Origin of the sequence: Georgenia yuyongxinii, assembly GCF_006352065.1 — a bacterium.
Classification (GTDB): Bacteria; Actinomycetota; Actinomycetes; order Actinomycetales; family Actinomycetaceae; genus Georgenia; species Georgenia yuyongxinii.
Window position 1 is genome coordinate 4,019,194 of the sequence record NZ_CP040915.1, and the last position, 21,050, is coordinate 4,040,243.

The 21,050-nt window shown below is 73.0% G+C and carries 20 protein-coding genes; 3 read left to right on the forward strand and 17 right to left on the reverse strand.

Annotation, left to right across the window (positions count from 1 at the left end; genetic code table 11):
• Nucleotides 1–38 precede the first annotated feature (38 nt).
• Nucleotides 39–1,169 (reverse strand): hypothetical protein, encoded by a 1,131-nt coding sequence (locus tag FE374_RS18325; protein ID WP_139930918.1) that lies wholly within the window; start codon nucleotides 1,167–1,169, stop codon nucleotides 39–41.
• Nucleotides 1,170–1,337: 168 nt separating this feature from the next.
• Nucleotides 1,338–2,456, reverse strand: coding sequence for a site-specific integrase (locus FE374_RS18330; protein ID WP_223173582.1), 1,119 nt, complete (start codon nucleotides 2,454–2,456; stop codon nucleotides 1,338–1,340).
• Nucleotides 2,457–2,868: 412 nt separating this feature from the next.
• Here FE374_RS18330 and FE374_RS18335 point away from each other — a divergent pair, with 412 nt between their 5' ends.
• On the forward strand, nucleotides 2,869–4,842 hold the full coding sequence (locus tag FE374_RS18335; RefSeq protein ID WP_139930922.1) for a thioredoxin domain-containing protein: 1,974 nt from the start codon (nucleotides 2,869–2,871) through the stop codon (nucleotides 4,840–4,842).
• Nucleotides 4,843–5,034: 192 nt separating this feature from the next.
• Here the strand turns inward: FE374_RS18335 and FE374_RS18340 are convergent, their stop codons facing one another.
• A complete protein-coding gene (locus tag FE374_RS18340; protein ID WP_139930924.1) occupies nucleotides 5,035–5,760 on the reverse strand; it encodes a hypothetical protein in 726 nt (241 codons plus the stop codon).
• A gap of 146 nt (nucleotides 5,761–5,906) precedes the next feature.
• On the opposite strand from FE374_RS18340, the gene FE374_RS18345 reads away from it, so the two are divergent.
• Nucleotides 5,907–6,758, forward strand: a complete 852-nt coding sequence (locus FE374_RS18345; protein ID WP_168205751.1) for a DUF2231 domain-containing protein — start codon at nucleotides 5,907–5,909, stop codon at nucleotides 6,756–6,758.
• 51 nt (nucleotides 6,759–6,809) lie between these two features.
• On the opposite strand, the gene ctaD is transcribed toward FE374_RS18345, so the two are convergent.
• From ctaD to FE374_RS19320, 12 genes are all read right to left on the reverse strand, one after another.
• On the reverse strand, nucleotides 6,810–8,600 hold the full coding sequence (gene ctaD, locus FE374_RS18350; RefSeq protein WP_139930928.1) for an aa3-type cytochrome oxidase subunit I: 1,791 nt from the start codon (nucleotides 8,598–8,600) through the stop codon (nucleotides 6,810–6,812).
• Between the two features lie 151 nt (nucleotides 8,601–8,751).
• Nucleotides 8,752–9,861 (reverse strand): NAD(P)/FAD-dependent oxidoreductase, encoded by a 1,110-nt coding sequence (locus FE374_RS18355; RefSeq protein WP_139930930.1) that lies wholly within the window; start codon nucleotides 9,859–9,861, stop codon nucleotides 8,752–8,754.
• The gene (locus tag FE374_RS18360) at nucleotides 9,858–10,376 is read right to left on the reverse strand and encodes an isoprenylcysteine carboxyl methyltransferase family protein (RefSeq protein ID WP_139930932.1); all 519 of its coding nucleotides are present in this window, start codon (nucleotides 10,374–10,376) and stop codon (nucleotides 9,858–9,860) included. Before FE374_RS18360 ends, FE374_RS18355 begins: the two co-directional genes overlap by 4 nt.
• On the reverse strand, nucleotides 10,373–11,467 hold the full coding sequence (locus FE374_RS18365) for a type III polyketide synthase (protein ID WP_139930934.1): 1,095 nt from the start codon (nucleotides 11,465–11,467) through the stop codon (nucleotides 10,373–10,375). Before FE374_RS18365 ends, FE374_RS18360 begins: the two co-directional genes overlap by 4 nt.
• A 47-nt stretch (nucleotides 11,468–11,514) precedes the next feature.
• On the reverse strand, nucleotides 11,515–12,315 hold the full coding sequence (locus FE374_RS18370) for a UbiA family prenyltransferase (protein WP_139930936.1): 801 nt from the start codon (nucleotides 12,313–12,315) through the stop codon (nucleotides 11,515–11,517).
• Nucleotides 12,316–12,374: 59 nt separating this feature from the next.
• Nucleotides 12,375–13,256 (reverse strand): prenyltransferase, encoded by an 882-nt coding sequence (locus FE374_RS18375; protein ID WP_139930938.1) that lies wholly within the window; start codon nucleotides 13,254–13,256, stop codon nucleotides 12,375–12,377.
• Nucleotides 13,253–13,609, reverse strand: a complete 357-nt coding sequence (locus tag FE374_RS18380) for a lycopene cyclase domain-containing protein (RefSeq protein WP_139930940.1) — start codon at nucleotides 13,607–13,609, stop codon at nucleotides 13,253–13,255. Before FE374_RS18380 ends, FE374_RS18375 begins: the two co-directional genes overlap by 4 nt.
• Nucleotides 13,606–13,980: a lycopene cyclase domain-containing protein gene (locus tag FE374_RS18385; protein ID WP_139930942.1), complete on the reverse strand. Its 375-nt coding sequence runs from the start codon at nucleotides 13,978–13,980 to the stop codon at nucleotides 13,606–13,608. The genes FE374_RS18380 and FE374_RS18385 overlap by 4 nt, the downstream gene beginning before the upstream one ends.
• Complete coding sequence (gene crtI / locus FE374_RS18390; protein ID WP_168205752.1) at nucleotides 13,977–15,707, reverse strand: phytoene desaturase family protein; 1,731 nt, start codon at nucleotides 15,705–15,707, stop codon at nucleotides 13,977–13,979. Before crtI ends, FE374_RS18385 begins: the two co-directional genes overlap by 4 nt.
• The gene (locus FE374_RS19315; protein WP_168205753.1) at nucleotides 15,704–16,561 is read right to left on the reverse strand and encodes a phytoene/squalene synthase family protein; all 858 of its coding nucleotides are present in this window, start codon (nucleotides 16,559–16,561) and stop codon (nucleotides 15,704–15,706) included. Before FE374_RS19315 ends, crtI begins: the two co-directional genes overlap by 4 nt.
• Nucleotides 16,558–17,571 (reverse strand): polyprenyl synthetase family protein, encoded by a 1,014-nt coding sequence (locus FE374_RS18395; protein ID WP_168205754.1) that lies wholly within the window; start codon nucleotides 17,569–17,571, stop codon nucleotides 16,558–16,560. Before FE374_RS18395 ends, FE374_RS19315 begins: the two co-directional genes overlap by 4 nt.
• Nucleotides 17,568–18,020, reverse strand: a complete 453-nt coding sequence (locus tag FE374_RS19320) for an NUDIX hydrolase (RefSeq protein ID WP_168205755.1) — start codon at nucleotides 18,018–18,020, stop codon at nucleotides 17,568–17,570. Before FE374_RS19320 ends, FE374_RS18395 begins: the two co-directional genes overlap by 4 nt.
• A gap of 91 nt (nucleotides 18,021–18,111) precedes the next feature.
• Between FE374_RS19320 and FE374_RS18400 the strand changes: the two genes are divergently transcribed.
• Nucleotides 18,112–18,621: a MarR family winged helix-turn-helix transcriptional regulator gene (locus tag FE374_RS18400; protein WP_139930946.1), complete on the forward strand. Its 510-nt coding sequence runs from the start codon at nucleotides 18,112–18,114 to the stop codon at nucleotides 18,619–18,621.
• Here the strand turns inward: FE374_RS18400 and FE374_RS18405 are convergent.
• On the reverse strand, nucleotides 18,596–19,432 hold the full coding sequence (locus FE374_RS18405) for a tryptophan-rich sensory protein (protein ID WP_230978389.1): 837 nt from the start codon (nucleotides 19,430–19,432) through the stop codon (nucleotides 18,596–18,598). The two genes, FE374_RS18400 and FE374_RS18405, sit on opposite strands and share 26 nt — an antisense overlap.
• An 8-nt stretch (nucleotides 19,433–19,440) precedes the next feature.
• Complete coding sequence (locus tag FE374_RS18410) at nucleotides 19,441–20,964, reverse strand: SDR family oxidoreductase (protein WP_139930948.1); 1,524 nt, start codon at nucleotides 20,962–20,964, stop codon at nucleotides 19,441–19,443.
• Nucleotides 20,965–21,050 lie beyond the last annotated feature (86 nt).

Consider the following 21,050-nt stretch of genomic DNA (forward strand, 5'->3'; position numbering starts at 1 on the left):
GCTTTCAGCGGTGAATTCGGATTGCGGCGTCAGAGGTCTTAGCCGAAGACCCCCCAGCGCCTACCGCTACGCATGGAGAAGCTCGTTCCCTGCGTCTTCGAAGCGTTGCGCCAAGCTCGAGCGCCGGCATCGGAATGAACGGTGAGTACGTAATGGAGGGCGTCGCCACGCGCGGCCTTCGTGAAAAGCAGGACCCGATCGTCGTAGGACGTCGGCCACGGTGACTCAGGAACTGGCAACGTGATGACATCCATTGAGTTGTCGCTGAACCGGATGGGAGCAGGAGTCGACATTGTCTGGTCCCGCGGATGCTCGATGGTGACTGTCACGAGAGCGGAGTTTTTCGGAACCTCGTCGGCGGATCCGCCGAAGAAGACCCGCATCAGTGCCGACATGTTGAGCTGATTTCCGGGGCGAGATGGCCCGCGGTTCCGGCTTATCCCTCCCTTGCCTTCGATCCAGAAGTTGGTTGCGGATGTCAGGGCGGTGAGCTGCTCTGGACTAAGTCCATATCGAGTGCCAACCCGGCCGGACACATCTGCGACATCGTCGTTTCGCGCAACTTCAGTCTTGGGGAGGGCGGCGAATCCACGACGGTACTCGCCGATGATGGTGGACAAGGGGGTGGCACCAGCCCAACAGTTCTCGAACCAAGCCTCGCCGGCGCGGATGGCTGCGTCGACAGTCTTCTCGGCCTTGTTTGACGGCTTGCGCACGATTTGTAGCGTGCCGGCTTCGTGACCGAACACAAGGCCGTTCCGCGACAGGTTTCCTGATCCGACGAGATGGCCTCTAACTGACGATCCGTGCACCGAGAACCACTTCGGGTGCCACGGCACGAAGGGGACGCAGCCCCGCCGATCAACCACTCTCTTTCCGTCGTGAACGCGGACCTCGGCCGGCAGCGCCGCAAGACGTTCGAGTGCCGTTGGATCCGAGCGATACCAGTCAATGCTCACCAGAAAGCGTTTAGTGACGCCAGTCCACTCGGCGTCAGCACCGCTCGATGAGATGTTGGAGATCAGCGTGTCAACGCCGGTGTCCGTGACGTAGGCTACCGCCGCGTCGAACGCGGCAGCGCCGACGCGGACAAGGTCGACGATGGCGTCGATGTTGCTTACCCGGGCTCCGGTCCTGCCCGGTTGGCCAATCATCCGCTGCTCGAGCATCACGTTCTCCGTCTCGGAAGTGCCGTTGGAGCGTATGGCCTCGTGGCACGTCGCCGTGGCGGTTTCGGCAAGAGGAGATTGGTCCGGCCTGTGTGTTGTGCACGCGCGTCATCTCGAGGTCTGCTGGCCCTTGGCCTGCGACCAGAATGTTCCGGCGATACCCAACCGCTAAATGTCCGCCAACTTGGCAACCGAGTCGCGGAGGGCGTCTTCGCCAGCGCGGACGTAGTGGTTGAGGACGGTGGTGAGCTTGTCACCGAGGTACTGGGCGACGACCTCCCAGGACTCGCCGAGCTCGTCGTGGAACCACCTGGTCGCAGCGTGGTGGCGGAGGTTGCGGTAGACGATGGTGCGTGGCCAGGCATTGTTGGGATCGTTCTCGTCGACCCAGGCGCGGACGCGGTGCCAGCGATCGTTGTGCAGCTCAGGCTTGACCGGCAGACCGGTGACGGAGTCGATGAACAACCACAACTCGTCCTCGGGCGGGACGGGGTAGTTCCACCAGGCGAGGTTCTTGTCCTTCTCCCGCGTCGCCAGTGACGATCGGCGTTGCCGTTCGGCTTCCTGCGCGTTGACGACCTGCTGGAGCGAGGCGCCAGCGGAAAGTCCAAACACTTCCTTGACTCGCGGTAGAAGTTCCTCCCGCATCAGAGACTTCGGCAGCGGCACCTCGTGGAGAGTGTGGTTCTTCACCGGGCCACGGAAACCGGCCTGGCCGCGCGGCGTGATCCACGAGCCGTTCACGAGGACGTAGCCACGGTCGAAGAAGACGTCGATCGCGCGGAGCGCGTTCTGCTCGCCGAGCCGAAGGCCGCCGAAGCCGGCCACGCGGATTTTGGTGCCAAGCAGGGGAAGGCGGGTCATCTGCGGGTCCGTGCCGTCGGGCCCGCACAGCTCGTCGGCCGCAGCCGCCATCGCCTTCACCTGACGAGTCTCGGGGCGCAGCCGCGGATCGACGTACTGCGCCGTCGCCCCATGGAGCACGTTGGCGCGGCGGATCTCCAGGCCGTCGAGCGGGTCGACGCTGCGATCGAGCCAGCCCAGACGCCACGCCAGCTTGCGCATCGCCGCGAGCTGGCCGCGCAGGTCCTCGCGGCCGCGTTGGGAGAAGAGCGTCTTCGACCCCTTCTCCATCACCTTGCGGCTGTGCTCGACCCGCCACTTCGTCACCGGTACGTCGCCGATGGTGGGGATGATGTGTGCGTTGAGCCGCGAGATGCGCTGCTCCATCGTCCTGGGCTGTTTGCCGCGCTCGATGCTGTCCTTGAGGTACACCTCGCCGAGCATCCGGATCGTCCGGGACGCGCGAACATCCGCGCCCGGCGGGGTCTCGGACTCGGTGTCGAGCGCAGCCTCGGCCTGGGCGAAGATCGTGCGCGCCTCCTCCTCGGATCTCGCTCGCCGCAGCACGCGCTTCCACGGCTCACCCTCGCCGGTGGGCGCCCGGAACATCACCTGGTACTTCGAGCCACCGGCATCCGGCGCGTACAGGCGCACCCGCCACGGTCGCGCGCTTCCGCCCAGCGTGCGCGGCTTGCCTTGTGCGAGCAGCGTGGGCTTACTCCGAGGCGGCACCGGGCGTCCCTTCTAGGCTGGACGGGTGGGAGCCGCGCCAGGCTCCCCGGACTCAGTCCGTGTATCACTCTCGTGTATCACTAACGGCAAAATGATACACGTGCCACTCGTCAGGAGTCAGAGGATGCCCAACCGTCTCGCCACCGCGACCAGCCCGTATCTGCTCCAACACGCGCAGAATCCCGTAGATTGGTGGGAGTGGGGACCGGAAGCGTTCGCCGAGGCGAAGCGTCGTGATACACCAATACTCCTGTCCGTGGGCTACGCGGCCTGCCACTGGTGCCATGTGATGGCCCACGAGTCCTTCGAGGACGCCGACGTGGCCGCCGCCCTGAACCGCGACTTCGTCGCGGTCAAGGTCGACCGGGAGGAGCGCCCGGACATCGACGCCGTCTACATGCAGGCCACCACCGCGCTGACCGGGCAGGGCGGCTGGCCGATGACCTGCTTCCTCACCCCGGACGCCGTGCCGTTCTTCTGCGGCACCTACTTCGCCAAGCCCCAGTTCCTCGCCCTGCTGGCGGGGGTCAGCGAGGCGTGGACCGCGCGTCGCCCGGAGGTGCTCGCCTCGAGCGGCAAGATCGCGGAGTTCCTCGGCCAGGCCGCCGCCGTCGAGCCCGCCGCGCTGGACGCCGCCGCCCTCGACGCGGGGGCCACGCGGTTGCGGGCTGGGTTCGACTCCCGGCACGGCGGCTTCGGCGGCGCCCCGAAGTTCCCGCCCTCGATGGTCCTGGAGTTCTTGTTGCGCCACCACGCCCGGACCGGCTCGCCGTCGTCCCTGGCGATGGTGGAGCGGACGACGACGGCGATGGCCCGCGGCGGCCTGTACGACCAGCTCGCCGGCGGCTTCGCCCGGTACGCGGTGGACGCGTCGTGGGTGGTGCCGCACTTCGAGAAGATGCTCTACGACAACGCCCAGCTGCTGCGCGTCTTCCTGCACCTGCACCGCCTCACCGGCTCACCTCTGGCCGCACGCGTGGTGCGCGAGACCGCCGACTTCCTGCTGCGAGACCTCGGCACGGAGGAGGACGCGTTCGCCTCGTCGCTGGATGCGGACGCCGCCGGCCGGGAGGGGTCGACCTACGTATGGACCCAGGCCGAGCTGGTGGCGGTGCTCGGCCCGGACGACGGCGCGCGTGCCGCCGCGGCGTTCGTGGTGACCGACACCGGCACGTTCGAACGGGGCGCGTCGACCCTGCAGCTGCCCGCCGACCCGGAGGACGCCGACTGGTGGGCGTCCACCCGGGCGCGGCTCCTCACCGCCCGGGCGGAGCGCCCCCAGCCGGCGCGCGACGACAAGGTCGTCACCTCCTGGAACGGGCTGGCGATCGCGGCACTGGCGGAGGCCGGGACGCTGCTGGGCGAGCCGCGCTACACCGCTGCCGCACGGGCCTGCGCCGAGCTGGTCCTCGATAGGCACCTGGTGGACGGCCGGTTGCGGCGGGCGTCGCGGGACGGGGTCGTAGGCCGCGCAGCGGGCGTGGCGGACGACTACGGCAACCTCGCCGAGGGTCTGCTCGCCCTGCACCAGGCGACCGGAGAGCCACACTGGCTCGGCGCCGCCGGTGATCTGCTGGAGACAGCCCTGACCCGCTTCGCTGATCCAGCGGGCGGCTTCTTCGACGTCGCCGACGACGCTGAGGCCCTGGTGGCCCGGCCCAAGAACCTCGCCGACAACGCCGAGCCGGCCGGCACCTCCGCCCTCGCGGGGGCGCTGCTGACCTACGCGGCGCTGACCGGTTCTACCCGGCACCGCGCGGCCGCCGACGACGCACTCGCCGCCGCCGGCCTGCTGGCCGCGCAGGAGCCGCGGTTCGGCGGCTGGACGCTGGCCGTCGCGGAGGCGGCACTCGCCGGTCCGCTGCAGGTCGCCGTCGTCGGGGACGACGACGCCGCCCATGAGCTGGCTGCCGCGGCGTGGGCGAGCAGCTCCCCGGGGCTGGTCGTGGCCACGGGTGCCCCCGATGCGCCGGGGGTGCCGCTGCTGGCCGACCGGCCACTGGTGGGCGGGTCGTCGGCCGCCTACGTGTGCCGCGGGTTCGTCTGCGACATGCCGGTCACGACGACGACGGAGCTGGCACAGGCGCTGGCGGGGTAGCCGCACCCAGCGCATCACCTGACTCGCTCACCGGCTGGGGATCGCGCCGAGACATGCCGGTTACGCCGAGACCTGCTGGTGGAACAGCAGGTCTCGGTCGGAAAGTGCAGGTCTCGCCGCATCGATGAGTGCTCCTTCCGTGAGCGCCGGCACACAGTCACAACCGTGTCCCCAGTGCGCACGCCGGAGCCGCTAGACCGGGCCGGCCGCCCGCGCCCACCGGTAGGCGTACCGGCGGGCCCGGTCGGCCCACGGGTAGGTGGCCAGCCCGTCCGGACAGTGCCGGACCGGGTCGAAGCGCACGGGCGCGTCGGCGGTGCCCGCCTGGTCCCAGACGAGATCGGCGCATGGGTGCCAGGGGCCGCGCGGCGTCGCCCACCGGAGGGTGAGGTGGCGGGGCTCGCCGGTGGGCTGGGCGCTCAGCAGCACCGGCCCGGCGGCCGTCGCGTAGGGCATTAGCGACCCCAGTGCCCCACCCAGTGGCCGACGGCGCACGGTGAGCATGTAGCGCCCCCAGGGTCCGGTGCCGGTCGAGGCGAGCAGCAGGTCGTTCGGGCCGGACAGCCCGGGCCAGCGCAGGGCCAGGCCCTGGATGTCGGGCCACCCCTGCGGGAGGCCGACGGCACGGGAGAACCGGGCCAGCACCTCGTGGGTGCCCCGCCGGCCGAGTGCGCCGAGCCAGACCGGGCCCGCACGGACCGTGAGCCGTGCGGGCACCACGACACCGCGGGGATGCAGGGGCTTGCCGCGGCGCAGCACGGCGACGGCGGCCAGCGACGCCCCGAGGGCCAGCCCGGCAAGCGTAGCCACGCCGGCGAGCGCAAGGTGCGGCGGCGTGCGAGGTGCCCGGAGGGCCGGCGTCTGCTGCGCGGTCGTCGATGCGGGGGTGCCGGTGGTGGACGGCGGCTCGTCAGGCATGACCACACCGTGCGGCCAGGGGGAGAGTCCGGCAACCGGACGGGCCCACGCGTGAGATGCACGGCAGCGCGCCCTCGCCGTCCTCAGGATGCGACCACGCTTCCCGAGCTCCATCCTCGGTACACCCGACGATCGTGGAGGCAACGATGGGCTCTTCGTCTACCGACCGCTCGCCCGTTCTCGTGAGAGTCGTGCGGGGGATCGAGCAGAGCTCGAAGATCGACGACGGTGTCCGGGCGTACCAGTCGCTGGCCCGGCCCGTCGTGGCGAACCCCACGGTCCGGGACCTGCTCCACGGCCGGCCCCTCGGTCACGCCCTTCATCCCATCCTGACCGACGTCCCGATCGGAGCGTGGGTCAGCGCCACGATCCTCGACGTCCTCGGTGGCCCCGGCGCCAGGCCGGCCGCCTCCAAGCTCCTCGGCGTCGGCATCCTCGCGGCCGGGCCGACGGCGCTCACCGGTCTGGCCGAGTGGGCCGACGCTGACCGGCCGAGCCAGCGCGTCGGTGTCGCGCACGCCACGGCCAACGTCGTGGCCCTGAGCCTGTACTCGACGTCATGGGTGCTGCGGCGGCGGGGCAAGCACAACGGTGGCGTCGCCGTGGGCCTGGCCGCCGGTGTCGTGCTCGCCTGGAGCGGGTATCTCGGCGGCCATCTCGCGATCGCCCGCAGATCGGCACGCACGACCCCGCGTTCGACTCCGGCGGTCCCGGCCAGTCCGCCGACGAAGGCCCGCACGCGGGGCCCTACACCACCTCGCTCCCGCCGGGTCAGACCGGTGTCCATTGAGGAGCAGCTCGCCGTCGCCGGGTTGGACGAACTGCCGGTCCTGCGGCGCCTGAACGAGATCGTCGAGCTGCAGGAGGCCGTCGGGAAGGTGTACCTGCGGTCGGGAAGGTGTACCTGCGCTAGAGCCGCGGGGCAGTGGTTGGCCCGCCAGCTGTGCCAGTACGGGCACCTGGCGGCGCGCGAGGAGCGGCTCGGGCGGCGCGCGTAGGCGGGCGGGTGCGTAGCTGGGCGGTCCGGCGGGCGCGATCTAAAGCGCTGCCTAGAGCGCGCTGCCGGGCGGTTCCCCGGGGTAGTTCTTGCGGTCGATACGCTCGCGCACCACCGCGGCCCGGCCCTTGGTCTCGGGGCCCGCGAGTGCCGACTCGAGCGCGTCCTGGTTCGGCGCCGTGACGTCGAGGGCCGCGACCTCCGGGTGGTTCAGGTCGAAGGCCGGCCGCTCGGAGCGGATGCGCGGCAGGAACGTGAAGTTGTGCCGCGGGAACGGCGAGGCGGTCGCCCATTCCAGGGAGTTGCCGAAGCCCCAGGGGTCGGCCACGTGGACGGTGCGCGGGCCACGCTGGGTGATGTAGACGTTCCACAGGAACGGCAACGTGGACAGTGCGATGAGCACCGACCCCACGGTGGAAATCTGGTTGTAGACGGTGAACCCGTCCTCGGGCATGTAGTCCGCGTAGCGGCGCGGCATGCCCTGTGCGCCGAGCCAGTGCTGGATGAGGAACGTGGTGTGGAACCCGATGAACAACAGCCAGAAGCTGATCTTGCCCAACCGCTCGTTGAGCATGCGGCCGGTGAACTTCGGCCACCAGAAGTAGAAGCCCGCGTACATCGCGAACACCACGGTGCCGAAGACGACGTAGTGGAAGTGGGCGACGATGAAGTACGTGTCGTGGACCTGGAAGTCCATCGGCGGGCTTGCGATGATGATGCCGGTCAGCCCGCCGAACAGGAACGTCACCAGGAAGCCGAGCGTGAACAGCATCGGCGTCTCGAACGTGAGCTTCCCGCGCCACAGGGTGCCGATCCAGTTGAAGAACTTCACCCCGGTGGGCACCGCGATCAGCATCGTCATCAGCGAGAAGAAGCTCAGGGCCACGCCGCCGGTGGTGAACATGTGGTGCGCCCACACCGTCATGGACAGCGCGGCGATGGCGATCGTGGCGAAGACCAGGCCCTTGTAGCCGAAGATCGGCTTGCGGGAGAACACCGGGATCACCTCGGTGACGATCCCGAAGAACGGCAGCGCGATGATGTAGACCTCGGGGTGCCCGAAGAACCAGAACAGGTGCTGGTAGAGCAACGCCCCGCCCGCCTCGGGGTTGTAGATCTGGCCGCCGAGCACCCGGTCCACCGCCATACCGAACAGGGCCGCGGCGAGCACCGGGAAGGCCATGAGCGCCAGCAACGAGGTGATGGTGATGTTCCAGGTGAAGATCGGCATCCGGAACATCGTCATGCCCGGCGCCCGCAGGGTGATGACGGTGGCGAGGAAGTTCACGGAGGCAAAGATCGTGCCGAAGCCCGTCATCGCCAGGCCGAGGACCCACAGGTCACCGCCGAGCCCGGGTGAGAACAGCGGCCCGGACAGCGGCATGTAGGCGGTCCAGCCGAAGCTCGCGGCCCCCTTGGGGGTGAGGAAGCCCGCGATCACGATGAGGCCACCGAAGAGGAACAGCCAGTACGCGAACATGTTCAACCGCGGGAACGCCACGTCCGGCGCGCCGATCTGCACGGGCACGAGCACGTTGCCGAACCCCACGAACAGCGGCGTCGCGAAGAGCAGCATCATGATCGTGCCGTGCATCGTGAACAGCTGGTTGTACTGCTCGTGGGACTGCACGATCTGGATCCCCGGGGCGAACAGCTCAGCCCGGATCAGCAGGGCCAGGACACCGCCGATCATGAAGAACCCGAACGAGGTGATGAGGTACATGTACCCGATCACCTTGTGGTCGGTGGAGGTGATCCACTTCAGGATCGTGCGGCCCCACTGCTGGCGGTGCGGCGCCAGACCCGGGACGGCCTCCACCCGGGGGCCGGTGACGGTGGCCATCAGGCGCACCTCTCCGCAACGGGGCGCGGGCGCCGGAAGATCGAACCGGTCAGGACAGCGGCCATGCTGATCACCTCGAGTCGTGGCGGGCGCCGTCTACCGCGCCGTCCGCCACCGGTCTGAGCGGTGCGGTGCTGAGGTTCAGTTCACTCTACGGCCCCGCCGTGGGCCCGCAAGGCGGGCTGCCACCCCGCCTTCGGCGAGGATATCGCCGCCGACCGACAGAGGGAATGGTGGGGACGTCAGGGCGGCCCAGCTCGGCGACGGCGGCGGTGAAGACCGCCGGCAGCGCGCGGGCGGCGGGGACCAGGGCGCGGCGCGTCGGCGGGGCGGAGGCGGCGAGCAGCAGCGTCTCGGTGAGCAGGCGGTATCGGCGCCCGATCTGGCGCCACCGCGCCTCGTAGTCCTGCGGCCGGCCGGCGGCGAGGGCGCGGACGGCGGCCTCGGCCTGGGCGAGCGCGAGCGAGATGCCCTCGCCCGTCAGGGCGTCGACGTACCCGCCGGCATCGCCCACCAGCAGCACCCGGCCGGCCACCCGGGACCGCGCACGCTGGCGCAGCGGCCCGGCACCGCGCACGGCGGACGTCGGCTCCCCGGCCAGCCGCTCGCGCAGCTCGGGGAACGCGGCGAGGTGCCGGTCGTAGGGCAGGCGCCGGGCGGTGAGGATCGCGACGCCGACCTCGTCCTCGCCCACCGGGGTCACGTACGCCTCGGCGTGCTCGGCCCAGTGCACCTCGACCAGGTCCGTCCACGGCGCGATCCCGACGTGGCGGCGCAGCCCGTACCGGCGGGGGCCACGGCTCGGCACGTCCAGCCCGAGGCTGCGACGCAGCGGCGAGTGCAGCCCGTCTGCGGCGACCAGGTACCGCGCGGGCGTGCCGTCGACCAGGACCGCGCCGTCGTCCTGGCGTACCTCGCCGACGGCGCGCGGCTCGATCCGCACCCCGGCCGCCTCGACCGCCGCGAGCAGCGCGCCGTGCAGGGCCAGACGGCGCACGCCGCGGCCCGGTGCGCCCGGGAACGGGGCCTCCGCCGTGGTGCCGCCGGCCAGGTAGCGGATGCCGCGGAGCGGCCGGCCCGGCGGGTCCACACCCAGCCGGGCGAGCCGGGCGACGGCGGCCGGCATCAGGCCCTCGCCGCAGGCCTTGTCGATGGTGCCGGCGCGGGGCTCGCGCACCTCCACGCTCATCCCGGCCCGGGCGGCGTGCAGGGCGGTGGCCAGCCCGGCCGGCCCGCCGCCGGCGACGACGAGGTCGATCATCGCGCCGCCAGCAGGGCCCGGTTCTCTGCGCGGATCCGCACGGTCAGCAGGGCCGCGTTGGCCGCGGTGAACACGAGCGCGGTGACCCAGGCCGTGTGCACCAGCGGGAGGGCGAAGCCCTCCACCACCACCGCCACGTAGTTCGGGTGCCGGAACCACCGGTACGGGCCCCGGGCCACCAGCGGCAGGCCCGGCACCACGATGATGCGGGTGTTCCAGCGCGGGCCCAGGGTGGTGATGCACCACCAGCGCAGCACCTGGGAGCCGACGGCCAGCGCCAGCATCGGCCAGCCCAGGGCGGGCACGAACGCCCGGCCCGCCCACCACACCTCTGCGAGCGCGCCCAGCAGCAGCGCCGTGTGGAGCACGACCATCACCGGGTAGTGCCCGAACCCCGTCTCCACGCCGCCGCGGGCGAAGCTCCACCGCGCGTTGCGGGTGGCGACGACGAGCTCGGCCACCCGCTCGAGCCCCACCAGGAGCACGAGCGCCGTGAACCATAGGTGCGACGTCATGCCTGCAGCAGGACCAGCTCGAGGCTGAACCCTGGCCCCATGGCCATCATCACGCCGGGGGCGCCGGGCTCGGGCGGGCGGTGGTCGAGGGTGTCCCGCAAGATGTGCAAGACCGAGGCGGAGGAGAGGTTCCCGACCCGGCGCAGCGACTCGGTGGTCAGCGCGAGCGCGTCCGGGTCGACGCCAAGGGTGACGGCGAGGGAGTCGATGACCTTGGGCCCGCCAGGGTGGCACACCCACCAGCCGACGTCCTCGACGGCCAGGCCGTGCTGGGCCAGGAACGCTGCGACGTCGCCGCCCACCCGGTCGCGCACGAGGTCGGGGACCTCGACGCCCAGGACGATCCGGAAACCGGTGGGGCCCACGTCCCACCCCATGGCCTCCTCGGTGCCCGGGTAGATCCGGGAGCGGCTGGCGACCACGGACGGCGCCGTGCCGGTACCCGATCGTCCGTCCGGTGCGTCGCCGCCGCCGGCCAGCGGGTGCTCCGCGCCGACCGCGACCAGGGCGGCGGCGCCGTCGCCGAACAGGCCCGAGGCGACCAGGTTCGCCGTCGAGGTGTCGTCGCGCTGGATGGTCAGCGAGCACAGCTCGACGGCCACCAGCGCGGCGACCGCACCGGGGTGGCCGAGGAGGTAGTCGTGCAGGCGCGCGGTGCCCGCGGCCCCGGCCATGCAGCCCAGGCCGAGCATCGGCAGGCGCACGACGTCGTCGCGCAGGCCCAGTCGGGCTCCGATGCGCGCCTCGAGCGAGGGCACGGCGAGCCCGGTGATCGTGGTGGAGACGATGAGGTCGACGTCGCTCGGGGCCAGCCCCGCCCGGTCCAGCGCCCCGGTCAGGGCCCGGGCCCCCAGCTCCACGGCCGCCTCGATGAACGCGTCGTTCGCCTGGCCGAAGTCCGTCAGCTCGGCGTAGCGCTCCAGCGGGAGGGCGAGGTAGCGCTGGTCCACCCCGGAGCTGGCGTGCACGCGGCGCAGCAGGGCGTCGGTCCGGCCCGCGGCGCCGATCATCCCGGCGACGGCGTCGGTGACGACGTCCTGGGCGTAGCGGTGCTCGGGGAGGACCGCCTCGACTCCGACCAGGTGGGTCATCGGCCGAGCGTAAGTCGGCCGGCCGACCTTCGCCGGGTGAACGGCGGTCATCGCGCGGCCAGCATGACGACGTCCAGCAGGGCCAGGACCATCGCGGCCCGGAACGGGGCCTTGCCGCCGGTCCGCAGCGCCGCGCCGGCGAGCACGACGGCGGCGCCGCCCGCCGCCCCGGCCCACAGCGGCGTCGACCCGGCGGGCCCCAGGACGATGACCGCGGTGGCGGCCACCAGGCAGCCGAGCGCGCACAGTCCGCTGGCCCGGCCCCCGAGGCGGTGCGGCAGGCCGCGCACGCCGGTGGCGGCGTCGTCGTCGAGGTCGGGCAGCACGTTGAGCAGGTGCGCGCCCAGGCCCAGCAGGCCACCTGCCGCGACCATCCAGCCCGACGGCAGCTGCCAGGGGTCGAGCGCGAGCCACACGAGCACCGGCAGCGAGCCGAACGCGACGGTGTAGGGCACGAAGGACCACACCGTGCGCTTGAGCCCGAGGTTGTACGCCCAGCCCGACCCGACGCCGAGGACGAGGTGTACGAGCCCGGAGAGCAGCCCCGCGGCCAGCGAGGCGACCGTGCACACCGCGAGGACCAGCACCACGGCGCGGCGCACCAGCCCGCGCGGCAGCTCACCGGTGGCGATCGGCTTGTCGGCCCGGCCCACGCGGGCGTCGCGGTCGGCGTCGAGGAGGTCGTTGGACCAGCCGATGGACAGCTGCCCGGCCAGCACCGCGGTCACCAGCACCGCTCGGGTGCCCGGCTCGAGGCCGGCGACGACCGTCAGCACGGCGACCACGGTGGTGACCGCGAGCGTGGGTGCGAGGTGGCTGGCCCGCAGCAGCGCCAGGGTGGTGCGCATGGCAGCAGACCCTGGCACCTGGCGCGCCCGCGGGGAAGGAGCTGGTTGAGAGTCGCGCTTCACGTCAGGGCCATCCAGATGAGCAGCTGGGTGACGGCGAACCCGCTGACCGGGTTGAGCCACAGGAACCGCCGCCAGCCCGCGTGGGCCTCCTCGCACCGCTCGTCGGGCAGCGCCCGGAACGGCGCGATGGACACGAGGTAGGGCACCACGAGCAGGGCCGCGAGCCCGGCCGGCCACCCGGCCGTGAGCATGACCAGGCCGGCGAGGGCGTACGTGGCCATCGACGCGCGCACCGTGCGGGCCGCGCCGAGCCAGGTGGCCACCGAGGCCAGCCCGGCCGCCCGGTCCGCGGCGACGTCCTGCACGGCGCCGAACGCCTGCGAGGCCATCCCCCACAGGAAGAAGGCGGCGAGCGTGGCCACGAGGGGTGCCGTCACCGGAGCCTCGACGAGCGCCAGCGCGACGACCGCGGGGCTGACGAAGTGGGTGCTGGAGGTGATCGAGTCCAGCACCGGCCGTTCCTTGAACCGCAGCCCGGGCGCGGAGTACGCGATGACCGCGAAGACGCTGACGGCGAGCACCGCCGTCGACGCGGCCGATCCGAGCAGCACGAGCGCGACGAGGAAGGGCAGGTTGGTCACGGCGGCCGCGACGAGGGTGAGGCGGTGCAGGCGCCGGTCGAGCACCACCCCCTCGATGCCGCCCTTGCGGGGGTTGCGGAGGTCGGACTCGTAGTCGAAGACGTCGTTCACCCCGTACATGAGGAGGTTGTACGGGACCAGGAAGTACAGCGTGCCCAGCACCCAGGTGAGGTCCACACCGCCGCCGGCGGCGAGGTAGGCGGCGGCGAACGGGTAGGCGGTGTTGATCCAGCTGATGGGGCGGGAGGACGCGACCAGCTGGCGGGCCGCGGCGGAGGCCGTCGTCGTGGTGGTCATCGCTCCCCCGGGCGGTGCGCGGCGGGCGCGGCGGGCGGGGCGGGCGCCGGCCGCTGGGCCGGACGGGCCAGCTCCCACAGCGCCGGCAGCGCCAGCCCGGCGGCGAGCGGCCAGGCGAGGTCCTCCACCGGGGCGCGCAGCAGGGTGGGGCCGGCCAGGGCGGGTGCGTGGAAACGGAAGAGGTCGGCGGCGATCATGAGGGAGTCGAAGACCACCGTGAGCGCGAGGAGCACGACGATGACGACGGCGGTGCGCGCCCACCAGCGCAGTCCCAGCCGGCGCCGGTGCGTGGCGACCGCGGCAAGGAGCACCGGCGGCAGGAGGAACAGGCCCGCGAGGCCGAGGTAGGTCATCGTGCCTCCTCCCCGATCCGGGCGGATGCACGTGTCCGGGCGGTCCGGGCGGTCCGGGCGGTCCGGGCCCGCGCGGCCACGGTCACCAGGCCGTGCAGCACGAGCGTGAGGTAGGCGAGGAAGACGATGAAGAAGAGCTCCTCCAACGGCAGCTCGGGGGCAAGCATCGCCCCGGTCATCGCGGCGCTGTCGCCACGCCGGTAGAAGCCGGCCGCGATGGCGGCCACGTCCCAGACGAGGAAGAAGGCCGTCCCCGCCGCGAGCACGACGGCGCCGCGGCGGGCGTCGGCCCACAGCACGAGCCGGTAGCGGCGGTCGAGCACCACCATGCCGGCCATTGAGACCACGAGGGCGCCGAGGTAGAGCATCATCGCCGTCCCGTCCGCACCACGGCCGGCTGGGCTGAGGGGTCCGGGGCGGCCGGCTGGGCGGCGAGGTCCTGTGCGGCCGGTGCGGCGACCTGCCCGCCGGGCCTGTTGTCCGCGCGCACCCGCTCGGCCGCGAGCTCGGCGCTGATCAGGCACATGGGCAGCCCGATGCCCGGGATGGTGCTGGAACCGGCGTAGTACAGGCCGGCGACCCGCCGGGAGACGTTGCCCGCGCGGAAGAACGCGCTCTGCCCCAGGGTGTGCGCGGGGCCGAGCATGCCGCCGCGCCAGGCGTGCAGGTCGCGGGCGAAGTCCGCCGGGCCGACCGTGCGCCGCACGACGATCCGCTCGCGCAGGTCCGCCATCCCCGCCCACGTGGCCACCTGGTCGATGGCGGCGTCGGCGATCGCCTCGACGGCCGCATCGCCCGCGCCGTCGACGCCTCCGGCACCGAGCCCGGGGTCGGCGGGGACGGGCACGAGGACGAAGAGGTTCTCGTGGCCCTCCGGTGCCACGGACGAGTCGGTCGCGGACGGCCGGCACACGTAGACCGACGCCGGGGCGGGCACGCGGCCGGCGAAGATGGCGTCGAAGTTCTCCCGCCATTCGCGGGTGAAGAACAGCGAGTGATGGGCCAGGTGCGGCAGGTGCCCGCGCACGCCGAGGTAGACGAGCACGGCGCCGGGGCCGGAGGTGCGCCGTCTCCACCACCGCTCGGGGTAGGTGCGCAGCGACGCCGGCAGCAGGGCGGTCTCGACGTGGTGCAGGTCCGCCGCCCCGACGACGACGTCGGCCGGGATCTCCCGGGCGGTGCCGGCGGCGTCGGTGTAGCGCACGCCGGTGACCCGCGCGCGCCGTCGTCCCCGCACCGGCTCGGTGGTGACGGCGGTGGCCGTGGCGCCGGTGTGCAGCCGGGCCCCCGCCCGCTCGGCGACGGCGGCGACGGCCTCGATGAGCCGGGTGAACCCGCCCTGCGGGTAGCTCACCCCGCCTGCGAGGTCCAGGGCGCTCATGAGGTGGTACATGCTCGGGGTGCGGTCGGGTGAGGAGCCGAGGAAGACGGCCGGGTATCCCAGGATCTGCCGCAGCCGGGGGTCGGTGAACCGGGCGGCCACGAACGACTCCAGGGAGCGCAGCAGCAGCGGCGGGAGCCGGTGCGCCCGGCGCAGCACCCGGGCGGTGAGGAAGGGCCGCAGCGACGTGAAGCTGGTGTAGAGGAAGGACCGCAGGGCGAGGTCGTAGGTGTCCCGGGCGGAGTCGAGGTAGCGGCGCAGCCGCATCCCGGCGCCGGGCTCGAGCCGCTCGAAGGTGGCGACATTGGTGGCCAGGTGCGGTGAGACGTCCACCGGGTCGGCCTCACCCTCGAAGAAGACCCGGTAGGCCGGGTCGAGCGTGCGCAGGTCGAGCTGCTCGGTCGCGGACGTGCCGAGCAGGCGGAAGAACCGGTCGAACACCTCGGGCATGAGGTACCACGACGGGCCGGTGTCGAACCGGAACCCACCGGACGCCCAGGAGCCGGCGCGCCCGCCCACCTCCGGCTGGCGCTCGAGCAGGTCGACGTCGTAGCCGTCGCGGGCGAGCAGCGCGGCGCTCGCCAGCCCGGCGATGCCGCCGCCGATGACGACGGCGTGACGGCGCTGCGCGCCGTCGGCGATGGCGGTGGCGGGGGTCTGGTCGGCAGCGGTGGTGGTGTCGGCGGGGGCGTCACCGATGGGAGCGGCGGGGGTCATCGGCGTCCCTCCAGGACCACGGCGCGGGCGATGATGGCGGCCTTGACCGGATCGGGCACCCGCACGCGAGTCTGCGCGAGGCGGGCGGCGGGGGTGGCGCGCAGGCGCCGGGACAGTGCGGCGAACAGGTCGTGGGCCGCCCGGACGGCGCGCCGGCTGCTCCCCGGCAGGCGGGGGATGACGGCCCGCGCGGCCCGCAGGTCGGCGTCGATGTCGTCGAGCAGGGCGTCCCGGTCGGCGTCGCCCAGGCGCGTCACATCGACACCGGGGAAGTAGCTGCGGCCCCGGTCGTCGTGGTCCTCGGCGAGGTCGCGCAGGAAGTTGATCTTCTGGAACGCGGCACCGAGGGCGGCGGCGCCGGGGGCGAGGTCGCGGTGCGTGGCATCGTCGCCGCCGACGAAGATCCGCAGGCACATCAGGCCGACCACCTCGGCCGAGCCGTGCACGTATGTGGCGAACGAGCCGGCGTCGTGCTCGCGCACGGACAGGTCCGCGCGCATGGACGCGAAGAAGGGCTCGACGAGGTCATGGCCGATGCCGTACCGGCGGGCCGTGAGGGCGAAGGCGTGGACCACGAGGTTGGCGCTGTGGCCGGTGCGCATCGCCTGGTAGGTCTCCTCCTCCAGCACCGTGAGCACGTGGGCACGCTGCCCGGCGGGCCACTGGCCGGGCTCGTCCACGATCTCGTCGGCCACGCGCACGAGGGCGTAGACGTCGCGGACGTGGGTGCGCACCGGCTCGGCGAGCAGGCGGGTGGCCCACCCGAAGGACGTGGAGTACCCGGCGATGACGACGGCGGCGCTGGCGTGGGCGACGGCGTCGTACCGGGCCGCCGGGGCCAGCGGGGGGCTCATGCCGCTCTCCGCACGGCAGTGGCGGCCAGCCAGGCCTGCAGGCCCGGCTCGAGACCGACGGCGTCGGCGACGCCGCGCGCCGCCTCGGCGTACCCGGCGGCCAGGTCCTCGATGAACCCCCGGGAGCCGCACTCGTCGAGCAGCTCACGCACGCGGGCGGCCTCGGGCTCGCCCAGGGCCGCGTCGCCGATGAACGGGGCGATCTGCGGCCACCACGGCGTGGTGCGGGCGTGGGCGACGAGCGGGGTGCACTTGCCGGCGCGCAGGTCGGAGATCGTGGACTTGCCCGTCACCGCCTCCTCGCCGAAGACGCCGTCGAGGTCGTCGCGCAGCTGGAAGGCCACGCCGAGCAGGCGGCCGAGCTCCCCGAGCCGGTCGCAGGTGGCGGCGTCGGCGCCGGCGAGGACGGCGCCGGCCCGCATCGGCAGCTCGAAGGAGTAGACCGCGGTCTTGTGCTCCTCCATGGTGAGGATGGTCCCGAGGTCGGCGCCGTCGGTGCCCAGGCTGAGCCGGACGTCGGCGAGCTCACCGGCCGCGCTGACCCGGAGGGCGTGCTCGAGCAGGTCGAGCAGTCTGGTGACGACGTCCGGTGCCGCGCCGCACCCGGCGACGAGGCGTACCGCACCCGCCAGGGCGAGATCGCCGGCGAGGATGCCGGCGGCGTCGCCGTACCCGGCGGCCCGGCCGGGGTCGGCCCCGGCCGATGCGGCCCGGGCGGCGAAGGTGCCGGAGACGTTCGGGCGGCCGCGCCGGACCCGGTCGCCGTCGATGACGTCGTCGTGGACGACGAAGGCGGTGTGGAGGAGCTCCATCGCGGCGGCGACCTCCGCGGCCCTCTCGAGGTCGGTGCCGCCCAGCGCCTCGTGCACCGACAGGAGCAGCATCGGACGGAAGCGTTTGCCGCCCTCGGTGGCCAGCTCGAGGGCGTCCCAGAGCTCGGCGTCGTGGTGGTTGGTCTCGCGGCGCTCGGCGAAGAACCGGCGCAGCGCGGCGTCCAGAAGCTCGCTCATCCCGCCAGCTCCAGGCTCAGACCGACCGGGTCGACGTCGGCAAGCCGTCGCACGTGCGTGACCAGTGCGGGGCTCAGCGCCCACGGCGCGACCACGACGGCACGGCCCAGCTCCTCGGGGTCGACCCATCGGTGGGCCACGAGCCGGGACAGGTCGGGGTCGGGCTCGGCGAGGCCCACCTCGGCCAGGTAGACGGGTGGGGAGGTGGACGTGCTGGGAAGCACGCACACCGCGTTGGCCAGGGGCAGCGCGAGCTGCGCGCCACCGAGGCGGGCGATCGCGCGGCCCATCGGCTCGCCCCGAGCCGCCTGGCCGTCGAGGGGGTGGCTCCACAGGCCTGCCCAGCCGCGGCGGACGAGCAGCAGCCGCCCGGTCTCGTCGACGACGAAGCAGGAGAAGTCCCGGGTGGGTGTTCGGTGCACGGTGTCGTACCCGAGCGTGGTGGTCATGGCCCCTCCTGGTGTCGGGTGGTGCTGGCGCCAGACATTACTAGCCAAACTAGTAAAATGCTAGAGAAGGTTTCTCGTGTAATCTCTCCCCATGTCCGACGGGCCCGCGTACTGGTACCCCGGCGGCGACCACGCCGTCGCCGTCCTGCGCGCGCTGCGCACGTTCCGCCGCGCGGACGAGGAGATGCGCCGCCGCATGAGCGCGGACATGGACATGAACGTCAGCGATCTCCAGGCGCTGCAGCTGGTCATCGCCGCGGAGCGGTCCGACACCGCGGCGACGCCGCGGATGCTGGCCACACGCCTGGGAATCTCGACCGCCTCCACCACAAAGCTGCTCGACCGGCTCACCGCCTCCGGGCACCTCGTGCGCTCGCCCCACCCCCGCGACCGACGGTCCGTGGTGGTGCACGCCACCGCCCACGCGCACGAGGAGGTCCGTGAGCGCCTGGGACACATGCACGAGCGGATGGCCCAGATCGCGGCCGCGGTCCCGGAGCACTGCCGGCCGGCCGTGACCGAGTTCCTCACCGAGATGGCCGCCGAGCTGGACCGGGCCGGCACCGTGGCCCCGCTCACGCCGGGTCCCCACCCCGCCTGAGCGTGCCCCGGGGGTGTGGTGCCCGGAGGCGCGTCGCCACGGTCGCGAGGACCACGACGACGGCGGCAGCCGCCGCGGCGACCGCCGTCGTCGCTGAGGTGAGCCCGCCGTCGGAGCGCCCGACGGCGATCCACGCCAGCCCCCACCCGAGCGCCGCGGCCACGGCGAGCCGGCCATGGCCGTAGAGCGCCAGGGCCACGCCGACGGCGGCCGCGACGGCGAGCACCGCCGTCGCCCACCACTGGGGCGACGCTCCGCCGTCGACCCCTGAGCCCGCGAGCGCGGCGGCGATGTTGGCGCACGTGGCGACGCACACCCAGCCGAGGTAGAGGCCGAAGGTGCCGTCGGCGACGACTGTCTCGACCCGGCTGCGCGCCCTGACGGCGACCAGGCGGACGAGGATCAGCGCGAGCACCGCCAGCAGGGCGACGATGACGAGCACGCTGCCCCACACCTGCCCGGCCTGGACCACCAGGATCCACGCCGCGTTGAGCACCATGGACATCGCGGCGGGCCACGCGAGGCGCCGGGCGTCCGTGTGGTCCCACCACTGCCAGAGCGTGTACGCGGCGAGACCGGCGTAGATGACGCTCCAGATGCTGAAGGCTCCTGAGCCGGGGGCGAGGTGGGTGGCGTCCGCCGAGAGCAGACCACCGGCCGCGTCGGCGATGGGCGTGCCACCGAACACGCCCACGCCGACCATCGTGCCGAGCAGGCACAGCAGGTACGCGACGGTCACCGCCACCTTCCGCCCGAGCGAGCCGGTGCCGGTCCGCCGGCCGCTCACGCGGCCGGTCTGCTGGCCGCTCACCGGGCCGCTCACAGGTCGCCTCCGGGCGGCGTGGTGGGCGCGGGGCGGCGCCCGGTGTCCCGCGCGGCCGCCTCGGCGGCGCGGGCGATGTTGCGCTGCATCCCGCCGAAGACGATGCCGTGGAAGGGCCACACGGCCCACCAGTACGCCTGGCCCAGCAGCCCGCGGGGGTGGTAGATGGCCCGCTGGCGGAACACGGTTTGGCCGGCGTCGTCCTGCTCGGCGGCGAGCTCGAGCCAGGCGAGCCCGGGCAGGCGCATCTCCGCCCGCAGCCGCAGGAGGCGACCGGGCTCGATCTTCTCCACCCGCCACCAGTCCAGCGGGTCGCCCTCGGTGAGGCGGTGCGGGTCGCGGCGGCCGCGGCGCAGGCCCGGCCCGCCGAAGAGGCGGTCCATCACCCCCCGGGCCACCCAGCCCAGCCGCCAGGAGTACCAGCCGTGCGCCCCGCCGATCCCCTCGATGACGCTCCACAGCGCCGCGGCGTCGGCGTCGACGACGGCGGTGCGCTCGTCGACCTGCAGGCTGCCGCCCGCCCAGTCCGGGTCCTCCGGCAGCGGGTCGGACGGTGCCCCGGCCGTGGCGGCCGAGGCCCAGCTGGTGCGGACGTCGAGGTCGCGGACCTTCGCCAGGGCGAGCTCGACCGACCGGTCGAAGCCGACGAGACCCTCCGACGGGTCGGGCACGTAGGCGGCGATGTCGCGCTCCTTGGCCACCACCTCGTGGATCAGGGAGCCCACCAGCGGGCGGGCGATGCCGGACGGCACCGGGGTGACCAGGCCGACCCACAGGCTGGCCAGCTTGGGGGTGAGCACCGGGACGGCCCGGATGACGCGCGGCGGCAGGCCGGCCACGGCGGCGTAGCGCTGCATCATCTGCCGGTAGGTGAGCACCTCGGGCCCGCCGATGTCGAAGGCGCGGCTCACCTCGGGCGGCATCGCGGCGGAGCCGACGAGGTAGCGCAGCACGTCGCGCACCGCGATGGGCTGGATGCGGTTCTCGACCCAGCGCGGGGCCACCATGGCCGGGAGCCGCTCGGTGAGGTAGCGCATCATCTCGAACGACGCACTGCCGGAGCCGATGATGACAGCGGCCTGCAGGACGGTGGTGGGCACCCCGCTCGCCAGGAGGATCTCCCCCACCTCGCGGCGAGAGTCCAGGTGGGGCGAGAGCTTTCCCGACGCCGGGTGCAGGCCGCCGAGATAGACGATGCGGCCCACGCCTGCCTCGCGGGCGGCGACGGCGAACGTGCGTGCCGTGGCCCGGTCCCGCTGCTCGAACTCCGCTCCGGTGCCGAGGGCGTGGATCAGGTAGTACGCGACATCCACCCCTGCCATGGCCGCGCGCAGCTCCTCGGCACTGCTCGCGTCGGCCCCGACCACCTCGACGTCCTTGCGCCACTCGCGCCCGTCGAGGCGCTCCGGCCGGCGCGCCATGGCCCGCACCCGGTACCCGGATGCGAGGAGCTCGGGCACCAGACGCCCGCCGATGTACCCGGTGGCGCCGGTGACCAGGGCGAGGGGGCTGCTGGTCATGGGGCCACCCTGACACCGTGCGATTCTTCGCGCGACGGGAGCCGGGTCAGGGAGGGGCGCACCTGCCCGACCGTGCGTGGCACGGT